At 40.6% G+C, this 14,604-nt stretch carries 12 protein-coding genes; 9 read left to right on the forward strand and 3 right to left on the reverse strand.

The window, feature by feature from the left end; translation table 11 throughout:
* Positions 1 to 31: 31 nt before the first annotated feature.
* Positions 32 to 1,456, reverse strand: a complete 1,425-nt coding sequence (gene pyk / locus BM291_RS13955; protein ID WP_092898467.1) for a pyruvate kinase — start codon at positions 1,454 to 1,456, stop codon at positions 32 to 34.
* Between the two features lie 7 nt (positions 1,457 to 1,463).
* Entirely contained in the window at positions 1,464 to 1,892 is a 429-nt protein-coding gene (locus tag BM291_RS13960) for an IPExxxVDY family protein (protein WP_092898469.1), read from the reverse strand.
* A 152-nt stretch (positions 1,893 to 2,044) separates the two neighbouring features.
* Here BM291_RS13960 and BM291_RS13965 point away from each other — a divergent pair, with 152 nt between their 5' ends.
* From BM291_RS13965 to BM291_RS13985, 5 genes are read left to right on the forward strand one after another with little or no spacing between them, the layout of a single operon-like run.
* Positions 2,045 to 2,281 (forward strand): acyl carrier protein, encoded by a 237-nt coding sequence (locus BM291_RS13965; RefSeq protein ID WP_057940051.1) that lies wholly within the window; start codon positions 2,045 to 2,047, stop codon positions 2,279 to 2,281.
* Between the two features lie 19 nt (positions 2,282 to 2,300).
* Positions 2,301 to 3,551, forward strand: a complete 1,251-nt coding sequence (fabF, locus tag BM291_RS13970) for a beta-ketoacyl-ACP synthase II (RefSeq protein ID WP_092898471.1) — start codon at positions 2,301 to 2,303, stop codon at positions 3,549 to 3,551.
* An 8-nt stretch (positions 3,552 to 3,559) separates the two neighbouring features.
* Positions 3,560 to 4,300, forward strand: a complete 741-nt coding sequence (gene rnc, locus BM291_RS13975; protein WP_092898473.1) for a ribonuclease III — start codon at positions 3,560 to 3,562, stop codon at positions 4,298 to 4,300.
* A gap of 31 nt (positions 4,301 to 4,331) precedes the next feature.
* Positions 4,332 to 6,170, forward strand: coding sequence for an NAD(+) synthase (gene nadE / locus BM291_RS13980; protein ID WP_092898475.1), 1,839 nt, complete (start codon positions 4,332 to 4,334; stop codon positions 6,168 to 6,170).
* 10 nt (positions 6,171 to 6,180) lie between these two features.
* Complete coding sequence (locus BM291_RS13985) at positions 6,181 to 7,284, forward strand: prolipoprotein diacylglyceryl transferase (RefSeq protein WP_092898477.1); 1,104 nt, start codon at positions 6,181 to 6,183, stop codon at positions 7,282 to 7,284.
* On the opposite strand, the gene yidD is transcribed toward BM291_RS13985, so the two are convergent.
* Positions 7,281 to 7,505: a membrane protein insertion efficiency factor YidD gene (gene yidD / locus BM291_RS13990; RefSeq protein WP_092898616.1), complete on the reverse strand. Its 225-nt coding sequence runs from the start codon at positions 7,503 to 7,505 to the stop codon at positions 7,281 to 7,283. The genes BM291_RS13985 and yidD overlap by 4 nt on opposite strands.
* 64 nt (positions 7,506 to 7,569) lie before the next feature.
* Between yidD and BM291_RS13995 the strand changes: the two genes are divergently transcribed.
* The 4 genes from BM291_RS13995 (at position 7,570) to BM291_RS14010 (ending at position 14,530) form a co-directional block, all read left to right on the forward strand.
* Positions 7,570 to 9,030, forward strand: coding sequence for a POTRA domain-containing protein (locus BM291_RS13995; RefSeq protein ID WP_245786881.1), 1,461 nt, complete (start codon positions 7,570 to 7,572; stop codon positions 9,028 to 9,030).
* Positions 9,031 to 9,115: 85 nt separating this feature from the next.
* Complete coding sequence (locus BM291_RS14000; RefSeq protein WP_092898479.1) at positions 9,116 to 9,937, forward strand: PorV/PorQ family protein; 822 nt, start codon at positions 9,116 to 9,118, stop codon at positions 9,935 to 9,937.
* On the forward strand, positions 9,934 to 12,036 hold the full coding sequence (locus BM291_RS14005; protein ID WP_092898481.1) for a ComEA family DNA-binding protein: 2,103 nt from the start codon (positions 9,934 to 9,936) through the stop codon (positions 12,034 to 12,036). Before BM291_RS14000 ends, BM291_RS14005 begins: the two co-directional genes overlap by 4 nt.
* Positions 12,037 to 12,103: 67 nt before the next feature.
* Complete coding sequence (locus BM291_RS14010; RefSeq protein WP_092898483.1) at positions 12,104 to 14,530, forward strand: zinc-dependent metalloprotease; 2,427 nt, start codon at positions 12,104 to 12,106, stop codon at positions 14,528 to 14,530.
* Positions 14,531 to 14,604: the final 74 nt, after the last annotated feature.

Genomic DNA, 14,604 nt, shown 5'->3' on the forward strand with positions numbered 1-14,604 from the left:
CGGGACTCTTTTTTGTGATTTTATTGAAACCTTAATCAACAATATGAACTTTCAACATGTTAGTTCTACCGTTTGATTTCAGCGGCATGCTACCTGTGTTCACTATAATATCACCAGTATTCACATGATTATCTGCTTTCAGTGTATTTTCGATATCTATGAAAGTAGCGTCAGTTGACACCTGATTCTCATAGAAATAGGCACGTACACCCCACACCAAACTCATTTGAGTGATCAAAGGCTTGTTTCTAGTGAAGACAAAAATACTTGCCAATGGTCTGTGAGAAGCAATTCTAAATCCAGTAAAACCAGATGAAGTGATTCCTACAATCGCTTTTGCTTTCACATTTCTAGAAAGTCTAGAAGCCATCAAAATCAAGTTGTTGCTCAAGAAGGTATCATCATCTTCAGGGATTTTGTACAGGTTGTGATAGATATCAGCATTTTCCTCTAGATAGCTGATGATGCTACTCATTGCTTTCACAGCATTTACTGGATATTTACCAGAAGCAGTCTCAGCAGAAAGCATCACTGCATCAGCACCGTCCAAAACAGCGTTTGCCACGTCATTAGTTTCAGCACGAGTAGGACGAGGATTAGTAATCATACTTTCCATCATCTGAGTAGCAATGATCACTGGCTTACAAGCAAGCTTACATTTCTCAACAATTCTTTTCTGCCAAAGTGGGACAATTTCCATAGGAACTTCCACTCCCAAATCTCCACGAGCAACCATAATTGCGTCAGTCGCTTCGATGATCGCATCAATATTTTCTAGCGCTTCAGGCTTCTCAATTTTTGCAACAATTTTACAAACCTTGCCTTTTGCTTCAATTCTTTCTCTAAGGTCAATGATATCTTCAGCAGATCTTACAAAAGATAAAGCGATCCAATCTACTTCCTGCTCTAAGCCGAAAGCTAGATCCTCAATATCCTTCTCCGTAAGAGATGGAGCAGATACTTTAGTATTTGGAAGGTTGATACCCTTTCTAGACTTAAGGATACCACCGTGGATAACAGTACAATTGACATTCTTGCCATCTGTATCATTCACTACCACTTCTAGGTTACCATCGTCTATCAGGATTCTATCACCACTTACTACGTCATTTGGAAGATTCTGGTAAACCGTGCTTACCAATCCACTAGTACCCACTACTGGGTCATTGGTGATCGTAATTAATTCTCCCGGTTTGATCTCAACACCGTTGTTTTCTACTTCACCCACGCGGATTTTTGGTCCTTGAAGATCCTGAAGAATTCCAAGGTTAAGTCCTTCGTCCTTATTTATCTTTCTGATTATGCTCGCTACCTCAGCATGAATTTCATGTGTACCATGCGAAAAATTCAAACGAAATACGTTCGCTCCAGCTGCTGCCAAACTCTTGATAGTATCGTAGTTATTTGAAGCAGGGCCTATGGTTGCTAGAATTTTAGTCTTATTGAAATGGCTCATTAGGGTGTTAATAAGTTAATAGGTTTTCTTTTGATTTAAGTTTAGTCACGTCCAGCTTCATCACATTCTGTATGTAGCGATTTTTTGCCAGCTGATTAGCAAATGTATTAATACTTATTTGAAAGGTCTCGTCTTGTACCAAAAGGAAATAGTCCATGGTTTTCAATTCTGGTATCAAATACGACACTTGATTCGTAGAATTCAAGGCTTTATTTTTTAAAAGCTGAACAAATCCGTGTGGTAAAGAAAGGAAATATTGAGAGATTTTCAGGCTTGGTAGCGTCATAAATTCCAGTTCCAGATCATCGAATTTGATTAGGTTAAGATCCAAATCCCTATTGATCAACCAAGCCATCTTATAGTCTTTAACGGGTGATACAAGCCCCAAAAGCTCGAAATCGTAAGTATGTTCAATTAGTAATTTGGCCTTCTTCATGCAGGGAAAAAATGAATCAAAACAAAGTTAGAAAATTTAATTCAACTTCTATGTTCGGCAATTTGCATAAAAATTTACTTGGATCTTTTCTTTGTCAATTAGCTATTAAATATATTTCTTTGCGAAGTGTTAATAACTAAACTGATCACAAAATGTCTGAAATTGCACAAAAAGTAAAAGCCATCATAGTAGACAAACTTGGCGTAGAAGAGTCTGAAGTTACTTTGGAGGCGAGCTTTACCAATGACCTTGGTGCTGATTCTCTTGATACTGTAGAATTGATTATGGAATTCGAAAAAGAATTCAATATCTCTATTCCAGATGATCAGGCAGAGCAAATTGGTACTGTTGGACAAGCAGTTACCTATTTGGAAGCTAACGTAAAATAATAATTCATAAATTCATTGTATGAATTTAAAAAGAGTTGTTGTAACTGGTATAGGTGCCCTCACACCAATAGGCAATACCGCAGAAGAATTCTGGAACGGTCTGTCTAATGGTGTGAGCGGTGCTGCGCCGATTACCAAATTCGACGCTACACTTTTCAAAACACAATTTGCCTGCGAGGTCAAAAACCTCGATGTAGAGCAATTTATGGATAGAAAAGAAGCTCGGAAAATGGATCCTTTCACTCAATATGCCATGATTTCTGCTGAAGAAGCCATGACAGATTCAGGATTGGATCTTGAAAAAATCGATAAATCAAGAGCCGGAGTAATCTGGGGATCTGGAATTGGAGGATTAAAAACCTTTCAGGATGAAGTGACTGCCTTCTCTACAGGAGATGGTACTCCTCGCTTCAACCCATTCTTTATCCCAAAAATGATTGCTGATATCAGCGCTGGCTTTCTATCAATTAAATATGGTTTTCGCGGTCCAAACTTTGTAACAGTTTCTGCCTGTGCTTCAGGTACCAACGCCCTAATTGATGCATTCACTTACATTAGAATGGGTAAAGCTGATATTTTTATCAGTGGTGGTTCAGAAGCAGCAGTGACTGAAGCGGGTATTGGTGGATTTAATGCAATGAAAGCTCTTTCCCAACGTAATGAATCTCCTGAAACTGCCTCAAGGCCGTTTGATAAAGACAGGGATGGTTTTGTATTGGGAGAAGGTGCCGGAGCATTGATTCTAGAAGAATATGAGCACGCAAAAGCACGTGGCGCCAAAATCTATGCAGAACTTGTAGGTGGAGGAATGACTGCTGACGCGCACCATATCACTGCCCCACACCCTGAAGGGTTAGGTGCTAGTAATGTTATGAAAATCACGTTGGAAGACGCAGGTTTGAATCCTGAAGACATTGACTATATCAATGTTCACGGAACATCTACACCTCTTGGAGATGTAGGTGAAATCAAGGCTATCCAACAAGTCTTTGGTGAGCATGCTTACAAGCTAAACATCAGCAGTACTAAGTCTATGACTGGTCACTTGCTGGGTGCTGCAGGAGCTATTGAAGCCATCGCTTGTATTTTCGCATTAAACAAAGGAATTGTGCCTCCTACTATCAATCACTTCGCCGATGATGAAGTGTTTGATCCAAGGCTGAATTTGACTTTCAACAAAGCGCAGAAGAGAGAAATGAAGTATGCGTTGAGTAATACGTTTGGATTTGGTGGACATAATTGTTCAGTAATTTTCAAAAAATATAATTAATCTGAATTTTGAAATTATTTCAAAGACTCGGGTTTAACAATCTCTTCTTTAGTGAAAAAGACAAAAGGCTTGCTACCTCCATCAAATTGATGATAGGGAGCAGGCCTTTTAATTTATCACTCTACAAGCTTGCCCTCACCCCTTCTAGTCTTGGTTCAGAAACCTCCCAAGGCTTCCGTATTTCCAATGAACGATTGGAATTCCTCGGAGATGCTATTTTGGGAGCGGTCATTGCCGAATTTCTATTCCAAAAATATCCATATCGTGACGAAGGTTTTCTTACAGAAACCAGATCTAAACTCGTCAACAGAGAAACCCTCAACGATACCGGTATTAAAATCGGATTGAGAAAAGCATTGGATATGGAGATCGGAGAGCGTAGTTTCACTGGCAACAAGTCTCTATATGGAGACATGCTAGAGGCTTTTCTTGGAGCCGTTTACCTGGACAAGGGATACCATTTCACCAAGAAATTTATTACCCAAAGAATCCTTTTACATTTTGATGTAGAAGGCATGATCGCGACTACGACCAATTACAAAAGTAAGATCATCGAGTGGTCTCAGAAGGAAAATAAACAAGTAGAATATGTGGTCCTCAGTGTAAGCGGAAATCAAAGATTCAAGGAATTCAAGGTCGCTTTACAAGTAGAGGGAGATGAAATAGCACAGGGAAAAGGAAGCACGAAAAAGAAAGCTGAGCAAGAAGCCTCCAAAAATGCCTGTGAAATACTATCTATTGCCACCTAGCTAAGTAATTTTAGGATCAATTAATCCATCCATGTCTTCAATAAAAATCGCGGGAGCAACCGTCAATCAAACACCGCTAGACTGGTCAGGCAATCTGAACAGAATCACGTGTGCTATTGAAGAAGCAAAAAAACAAGGTGCTGAAATCCTGTGCCTGCCTGAATTGGCAATCACAGGATACGGATCTGAAGATTTATTTTTAAGCTACTGGTTCCCAAAGAAAGCTCTTGCTCAGCTCGAGCTCCTACTACCTCACTGCGAGGGAATCACCGTCGCGGTAGGTCTACCAATAAGAATCCAAGACAAAGTTTACAATTGTGTAGCAGTCATTGAAAATGCAGTCGTCAAAGGATTTGTAGCCAAGCAATTCATGGCAATTGACGGAGTTCATTACGAATTCCGATGGTTCACACCTTGGAAGGCTAATGAAGTCGTTGAAATAGAATTTCAGGATCAGATGGTGCCTCTTGGTGATCTGACTTTCCAACATAAAGAAATTCACTACGGATTCGAAATCTGCGAAGATGCGTGGAGAGGAAAGCTTAGACCTGGATATAGATTGTGTGATCGCAAAGTCGATTTGATTTTCAATCCTAGCGCAAGTCATTTTGCCATGGGTAAGACTGCTCTTCGTAAGGAATTAATTGAGGAAAGTTCCGCCACCTTTGATTGTTACTATTGCTATGCAAATTTGCTGGGTAATGAGGCAGGTAGAATGATCTTCGATGGGGAAATCTTACTTGCCAAATCAGGAAAATTACTTTCGCGTAATAAGCTACTTTCCTTTGAGGACTTTCAGGTAAAAAGCTTTTACCTAGAACCAAAAACGCAAGACATCGCTTTCATTAATTCAAAAAATGAGGAGTTTGTCCAAGCTTCATCCCTAGCGCTTTTTGATTACATGAGAAAAAGCCGAAGTACGGGTTTTGTACTTTCACTTTCTGGTGGCGCAGATTCTTCTTCTATTGCAATCTTGGTTGCCGAGATGGTGAAGCGGGGGATAGGAGAATTGGGCTTGGAAGGATTTTGCAAAAAGGCTGGAATTAAAAACCTCCCTACTTCGCAGCACCCAGAAAAGGAACTGATGAAGCAAATCCTTACCACCGCTTATCAAGGAACCAAAAACTCCTCTGATGACACTTTTTCCAGCGCAGAAACTTTGGCTGAAAGCATAGGAGCTACATTCTATCACTGGGAGATCGACGAGGAAGTAAAATCCTATACCGCAAAAATAGAAAAAGCCATCGGCAGGAAATTGACTTGGGAGCAGGATGATATCACCTTGCAGAACATCCAAGCGAGGACCCGCTCTCCTATCATCTGGATGCTGGCAAATATTAACAATGCCTTGCTTCTCTCCACCTCCAATCGAAGTGAAGGTGATGTGGGCTATGCGACCATGGATGGCGATACTTCGGGAAGTATTTCTCCCATAGCCGCTGTGGACAAATTCTTTATCCTCAATTGGCTAAGTTGGGCAGAGAAAAATCTAGATCGTCCAGGACTGGCCAAAGTAAACTCCCTGCAACCAACTGCCGAGCTTCGCCCGTTGGAAAGAACTCAGACAGACGAAAAAGACCTGATGCCTTATGCGGTAATCGTAGAAATAGAAAAACTTGCTATACGTGACAGACGTTCACCCATGGATGTTTACCTCATCCTTTCAGAGGAACTGAAATTGGAACCTGACACTTTGAAAGATTATATCAAAAAATTCTTCCGACTTTGGTCACGTAATCAATGGAAAAGAGAAAGACTTGCTCCTTCTTTTCACTTGGATGAATTCAATGTGGACCCAAAAACTTGGTACAGATTCCCGATTTTGTCGGGAGGATTTGCGGAAGAACTTGCACAACTAGAACAACTTTAAAACATCAACTATGCTTGAATTAATCATGAACTACTTCGTTTGGGACCCTAGCCCTTCAGTAATTCACGGCTGGGAAAGACCACCTTGGTATAGTATTCTTTTTGCCGCTGGCTTTGTGATTTCACAACAATTCATGGTGCATTTTTTCAAAAAAGAAGGACAAAATCCAGAGTTGGTAGACAAACTAACCATCTACATGGTGGTAGCTACCATAGTCGGAGCTAGACTAGGACACGTCCTTTTCTATGAGCCTGCCAAATATTTAAGCAATCCTATAGAGATCTTGAAAGTCTGGGAAGGTGGACTTGCCAGTCACGGAGCGGCTATTGCAATTTTAATTGCGCTCTGGATGTATGCCAAAAGAACGCCAGGACAAAGTTACCTATGGGTTGTTGACAGAATTGTGATCGTGACGGCTATGACCGGTGCATTGATCCGATTTGGTAATCTGATGAATTCGGAAATTGGCGGGAAGGACACAAACTCTGATTATGGAATAGTTTACGCTTGGGATACGGAAGAATTACTTTCTACACTGAAGGTGCCGATTGAGTCTATCGACCCATATAAGCCTGATGACCGCCAAAATGAATTAGTTGGAAATGGTATAGTCCCTTTAAATATTGACCTAGAGATTAACAAAGGATCCTATACTTTGGAAGAATTAGAAAGCACTCTGAGACGTGACATCAAGTATGCTTTAACACAGTTCAACTCTAGCCAAGATTACTTAGCAGAACCGGTAGAAAGTCCTTTGGATATGTCCGTTGCTGATAAGGGAGACCACTATTTAGTAACAGTCCGAACCTTCGGTAGAACAAAGCATCCGACACAGATCTACGAGTCACTCTCCTATTTCGTGATTTTCCTTGTGCTTTTCGGGCTTTGGAACAAATACAAAGACCGTTTGCCAGATGGACTTCTCCTTGGCATATTCCTCATCTCCGTATTTGGTATGCGATTCGTCTGGGAGTTCTTCAAAGAAAGCCAGGTGGATTTCGAAGATGGTATGGCCTTCAATATGGGACAAATACTTAGTGTTCCTCTTGTAATCGCCGGAGTGGTATTGGTGGCTAGAGCAATGAAAAATGGTGTGAAGCCTATCAAAAACTAAGGTACTGGATCATGCCCGTGGCCTCCCCAAGGGTGGCAACGGGCAATTCGTTTCAGTCCCATCCAGCCTCCTGGCAAAACTCCATGCTTCATTATTGACTCCTTCATGTATTGGCTACAAGTAGGCGTAAACCTGCAGCTAGAAGGAAATAAGGGAGATATAGTGTATTGATAGACCAATACTGGAAATATAGCTATCTTTCGAAGTATGGATTTTGCCATGAATGTAAGTCCTAAGTGTAAGCGATTGCGTAAGTAACCAAATATTTTCAATCTGAATTCCCTCTTGATTATCAAGAATCAAAATATCCTTTATATCTCTTTCCTAATCCTAGCTCTTTTCATTGAGCCATGGGGGAATACTTCCTTTGCTCAGGGCGATACGTCCTATGCTCCTGCTAGTAGAAATTCTCCAGATAGCGTTACAGTTAATAACATTTTCATCGTAGGAAATGTAAAAACAAAAAAAAGTGTAATTCTCAGAGAATTAGATTTTACTACCGATTTCTACTACGATTGGAATACTTTCCTCGAAATACTAATAGCTGACCAAAAGAAAATCTACAATCTTAGACTTTTCACGTCAGTCGAAATTACTCCATTAATTACTAGCGACAGGGAGGTAGAAATCTTAATTACTGTAAAGGAACGCTGGTATATTCTTCCTCAAATCATCTTTCAGCTTGCAGACAGAAACTTCTCGGAGTGGTGGACAAATCAAAACAGAGACTTCTCCAGAGTAAATTACGGTCTAAGACTTAGTCATAGCAACGTAGGTGGCAGAAATGAAAAACTCAAATTTGCAGGACAACTTGGCTTTACTAAAGCTATAGACTTGCAATACAGTAAGCCCTATATCGACAAAAACCAGAAACATGGCCTTGCAGCTCAGCTGACTTTCAAAGAAAATAAGACCATCCCCATCAAATCTGAGTTCAATAAGCAAGTCTTCTACACCAACGAGAAAGAAGATATCATTAAGAAAAGCTTCGCTGCAGCCCTTCGCTATACCTATCGAAGAAGTTACTACAACTATCACTTCCTAACCTTAGGGTATAGTGGTACACGCGTAGCTAATGAAGTGTTAATGGAAAATCCAGATTATTTCCAGCATGGTGGTGATAAATTAAGGTATTTGTATGCGACTTATACTTTTAGACATGATCGCAGAGACAATGTATCCTATGCTACTGATGGGGAATTACTCCAACTGTCTATCACAAAATATGGTATAATCTACACTGAGGAACTTGATGAAGTGGAAGTAAACCTCACGGCTAACAAGTATTTTAAGTTTTCTGACAAATTCCACTTCAATACTGGATTAACTGCTGATTGGTTTTTGAGCAAAAGTCAACCTTACACACTAGTTAGAGGAATAGGGTACAATCCAAACTTTATTCGTGGGTATGAATTGAATGTGGTCGAAGGACAGCAGCTTTATGTACACAAAAATAGTTTCCGTTGGAAATTCGTTGATTGGGAAATAGATATTTCCAATTTGGTGCAACTGGAGCAATTCAGCACTATTCCTATCCGTCTGTACCTGAGTGCGAATTTCGATCACGGCTATGTAAAGGATAGAAACCACATTCCTGAAAATTCTCGTCTAGCGAATAAATATCTCATGGGATATGGTACAGGAATAGATTTAGTTGGTTTCTACGATTCAGTGTTGCGTTTTGAATACTCATTGAATAATAGAAATGAAGGCAACTTCTTCTTTAACTTTTCTACTCCTTTTTAAGGGTTCCCTCATAAAAAAATAATTAAGCTCTTAGATTGATTATCAAGTTTTTAACTAAATTAGTTAAGGCTTTTTTCGATCTATTATGAAGCACTTGATTTTTTCCTGCTTCCTGCTTTGTCTGAATTTTTCCGCAATAGGACAAACAGACCCGCTGACTCAAGTACACGGTGCTAGAAGTCAAAGCATGGGTAATCTACGCGTGCATGGCATGGACACTTGGAGCTATTTCAATAATCCTGGAGGACTGGCAAAACTAGAGTATTCAGCAATCTCGGCCGGATATGATAATCGATTTGGACTTAAAGAACTTAGTACTACTGCCTTTGTCGGAGCATGGAAAGTAAAAGCAGGAACTTTGGGCTTTGGAGTTTCCCGCTATGGAGGAAAGTTATTCAACCAGCAAACCCTCGGACTAGCATTTGCAAATCAATTGGGTATTGTAAGCATTGGCGGAAAATTAGAATTATTTCAAACTCAAATAGAAGGCTTCGGAACTGGTAACAGCCTTATTTTTAGTCTTGGAGGAATGGCGGAACTCAGTCCACAATTCACTATTGGCGCTAGTATTTCCAACCTAAACAGAACTAAGATCTCTAAGGACTCCGACACAAGACTTCCAACCGGAGTAAGCTTGGGCCTCTTTTACCTTCCTATATCTCAACTCCAGTTCCATCTCGAAGTGGAAAAGGATATACAAATCAAACCTGTCGTGAAAGCTGGTCTAGAATATGGAATCAAAGACTGGATATTCCTTCGTACAGGCATCAATAGCAATCCAAGCAGGTTATTTTCTGGAGTAGGCTTGAAATCAAACCGCTGCAGTCTGGATTATGCATACGGGCAAAATCAGGCTTTGGGAAGTACAAATCATTTGAGTTTGGGATTTTCTTTTGTCGAAAAATGAAAGCTATCACCCTCATAGCTATTCTGGTTTTTTGGATGAGCTATCATGCGCACTCACAACAGCCTCCACAAAAAGATATAGACTTAGAATCGTTTATGGAACGTCTTTTCCCTGTACAAGATGAGGATTTGGATTACGAATCTATTTACGAAGTGCTCCTCCAACTATATCTAAACCCCATGGACATCAACCGCGCAAGTGCGGAAACTCTGGCTTCCAGCTACCTACTCGATCCTTTACAAATCAGTAGTTTGATCACCTATAGAACCAAGCATGGGCCACTAATTTCTCTTTATGAGCTGCAAGCCGTTCCAGGTTTTGACCTCAAAACCATAGAGCAGATTCTTCCTTATTTAATTTTAGATGCTGGCACTTCAAATCAAACTCAATCCTTTTGGAAGCGAGTTGCAACTGAAGAACAAGCATATTTTATGCTTCGTCATCGTCGTACTTGGGAAACCCGCAAAGGGTTCACACCTGCAGACACGAGTTCTACTGGAAAAGTATCAAGCAGGTATTTAGGTGATCCTAATGAATTATATCTCAGATTTCGAATACAACATGCACGGGATTTTAGTCTTGGCTTTACTTTAGACAAAGATCCTGGTGAGCAGTTCACCTGGGATGGGAAGACAGCTAGATATGGTTTCAACTTTTCCTCCTTTCACTTCACTAAGTATTATGTAGGGAAATGGAAAACCATTGCATTAGGAGATTTCCAAGCTCAATTTGGTCAAGGCTTAGTTTTTGGCGCTGGCTATTCTCTGGGAAAAGGAGCAGAAACAGTTCCAACAGTTAGAAGAAGTAGTATTGGGATTTTGCCTTATACAGCTGCATTAGAATTTGGGTTTTTTCGAGGTGCTGGTCTTACTTATCAAAGCGGAAAATGGCAAAGCAGCTTGATAGCTTCCCATGCTCCACGAGATGGCCGAGCTTCTAGCAGTTTGGATACACTGAATACCGAGGATTTGACGATCAATTCATTCAACCAAAGTGGGCTTCATCGTACTTCCAGTGAACTCAGTACTAAAAATCAATTTCGCGAATTAAATCTAGGAGGAAATGTCCAGTTTTCTCCAACTTCCGGAAAGCTGCAAGTTGGCACCAACTACCTCTTTACAAAATTTGATCATTCTTGGGTTAAGGAACCTACCCTTTACAATCAGTTTGACTTTGCAGGAAAGAGCAATAACACAGGCAGCATTTATCTGAACTACAATTGGAAAAACTTCTTTCTATTTGGTGAATCAGCAATTTCCCAATCTGCTGGAACAGGAAACGTAATAGGATTTGTATCAAGCTTAAGCAAGCAGGTAGATTTTTCGGCTCTATGGAGAAAATATGATAAAGATTTTCACAGTTTCTACGCCAACTCATTTTCAGAAAGCACAAAGCCAGCAAATGAACAAGGTCTATACTTGGGCATCCAAGTCAAGCCAATTCCCAAATGGAAGATCAATGCTTATTATGATTATTTCAGGTTTCCATGGTTTAGATACAGAGTATATGCTCCATCCAAAGGCTATGAATGGCTAACCAGAATCAGCTTTCAGCCAAATAGAAACCTTATCGCATTCTTTCAAATAAGGGAAGAGCAAAAGGGCAGGAATCTTTCGGATTCGGGAGAGCCATCGCTCCCCTATCAAATCAGACCATTAAATAAGGTAAATGGATTACTCAGTCTGGAATATCACGTCAGTAAAACTTTCTTTTTTCGATCAAGGATTCTATTCAGTAGAGTCAATTATAATGATCAAAAATCGGCTGGCTTTATGATTCTGCAGGATGCTCAGTACAGTTTCAGTAAGTTTAGGCTAACGGGGAGAATAGCATTATTCGATACTGACGACTACGACACAAGACTTTATGCTTTTGAAAACAATGTATTATGGACATTCTCCATCCCAGCTTTCTCGGGACAGGGAATGCGTTATTATCTACTTGGTCAATATCAAATAAACTCACAGATCACCACCTATTTTCGCTTTTCAAGAACATCATACACAGACAGAGAAAGCATCAGTTCTGGGCTGCAGGAGATTGCTGGTTTCCACCAAAGTGAAACCACTTTACTCGTCCGATACATGCTTCATCGCTAAATTTCCATCAATGGTATACACGAGAGACTGCTTTTTTGATAATTTGTACTCAAACACCACAGCCACTATGAAAAAACTACTACTGATCCTCATTACCCTTCTTTCTATTCATTCTGGGTTTTCTCAAAACCTAGACTTGAGCAAAATGAGTAAGAAAGATGGATTTATCCCTTTTTACCTAGATGAGGAAAAAGGAAAGATTTACTTAGAAATTGACAAACTAGAATGGGAATTTCTCTACGTAAATTCTCTTACTGCTGGTGTAGGATCCAATGACATTGGCCTGGACCGTGGGCAGTTGGGCGACACTCGTATAGTGGAATTCAGAAAGTCCGGAAACAAGTTATTCTTGGTTCACAAAAACTACGATTTCAGAGCTTTTTCCGACAATCCAGCTGAAGTACAATCTATTAAAGATGCCTTTGCTGAATCTATTCTTTGGGGTTTTGAAATAGCTCAAAAAGACGGAGACAAGTTAATCGTAGATGCGACCAACTTTTATCTTCAGGATGTTCACGGCGTAGGAGAAACCTTGACCAGAAGTCGTCAGGGTTCGTTCAGAGCAGACGCTAGTCGCTCAGGGTTGTACTACCCAATGACCAAAAACTTCCCTCAGAACACTGAAGTGGAAATGACTATCACCTTAACTGGTCAGGCAACAGGAGGAAATCTAAGATCTGTAACGCCATCTCCAGATGCAGTGAGTGTCCGTCAACGCCATTCCTTCATTGAGCTACCGGACGATAAATATGAGCCACGTGAATTCGATCCGAGGGCTGGCTTTGGAAGCATTTCTTACATGGATTTCACTACGCCAATCTCTGAACCTATCATGAAGCGATTCATTTCCCGTCATCGATTGGAAAAGAAAGACCCTAGCGCTGCGATGTCAGAAGCCGTCGAGCCAATTGTTTATTACCTTGATAGAGGAACTCCAGAACCTGTAGCTTCGGCTTTGATCGATGGAGGAAACTGGTGGAATCAGGCTTTTGAAGCGGCAGGATTTATTGATGCATTCAGAGTGGAACTAGCCCCAGAAGGCATGGATCTGATGGATGTACGGTACAATGTGATTCAGTGGGTTCACCGCTCTACACGAGGCTGGTCATACGGCGCAAGTGTCCGTGACCCACGAACTGGCGAGATTTTGAAAGGTCATGTTTCTCTCGGTTCTCTACGTGTGAGACAGGATTATTTGATTGCTCAGGGACTTTTACAGCCATTTGAGGACGGCGCTCCAGCTAATCCTGAAATGCTTGAAATGGCGGTTGCGCGCCTAAAACAGTTATCGGCACATGAAATCGGTCACACGATCGGACTGGCCCACAGCTATGCTACTTCAGCCAACAATCGCTCATCGGTTATGGATTATCCTTACCCGCTCATTACAGAGAATGCAAATGGAGAACTTGATCTCAGCAATGCCTATGATGATAAAATCGGAGATTGGGACAAATGGGCTATCAAATATGGCTATGCAGTCATTCCAACAGGTGAAAATGAAGCTTCTTTCCTCAAGAAAACCTTAGAAGATACTTACGAAACCGGCCACCAATTTATCACAGATTCAGATTCACGAAACCCAAGTGGCGCACATCCAACATCTCACCTGTGGGACAATGGTGCCTCAGCATCAGATGAATTGACACGAATGTTGAAGCTTCGTGGGAATAGAATGAAATCATTTAATTTAAATGCAATAGAAACAGGCCAGCCACAAGCCCTGCTTGAGGAAGTATTTGTACCGCTTTACTTGATGCATAGATATCAAATAGAAGCTACCTCTAAGGTACTTGGTGGAGTAGATTATAGATACAAAATAAAAGGAGACAATCAGCCAAATCATGGCTGGGTTCACAATGATCAGCAGGAAGCTGCATTACAGGCTCTCTTGCAAACCATTTCACCAGAGCAATTGCATGTACCAGAGCACATTTTAAGATTGATACCTCCTAGACCATTTGGCTATGGTAGAAATAGAGAAACTTTCGTTTCGAGGGTAAGTCCGATATTTGATCCTATTGCCCCAGCGGAAACCATCGTGGATCTTACCTTCGATTTCATGCTTGATGGAGCCAGAGTAAGCCGAGTTTATTTACAGCATTTACAGCAAAGCACGCTTTTCGGATTAAACGATATGCTTGCAAGTGTGGAAAAACAGGTATTCAAGAACATAAAATCGGAGGACATTACCTTGGAAATAGCCCTGATGACTCAGTCAAAATATGTAGATCATATGATTGCTTTGGCTAAAAATGCAGATGTTTCAAATACAATCAGAGCCATAGCTAGAGGGAGATTGAGAAATATTTTAGGATTTAAACTTAACTCAACCTTAAGCAATGATGCCGCAAATCAACACACTAGTTACCTTAGTGATAAGATAAAAACCTTCTTAACTCTGCCTGAAGAACTAATCATCCAAGAAACTCTCAAATCGCCCGACGGCTCACCTATCGGTATGGAAAGCATGAGCTGTGACTTTGATTTCTAACTCTGCTTAAAAACATCCAAAATGCACTTCAGCTAGAGAGCTTGAAGTGCATTTTTTATTTAAAGCCCTAGAAA

The sequence above is a fragment of the Algoriphagus aquimarinus genome, assembly GCF_900112005.1.
Lineage (GTDB): Bacteria > Bacteroidota > Bacteroidia > Cytophagales > Cyclobacteriaceae > Algoriphagus > Algoriphagus aquimarinus.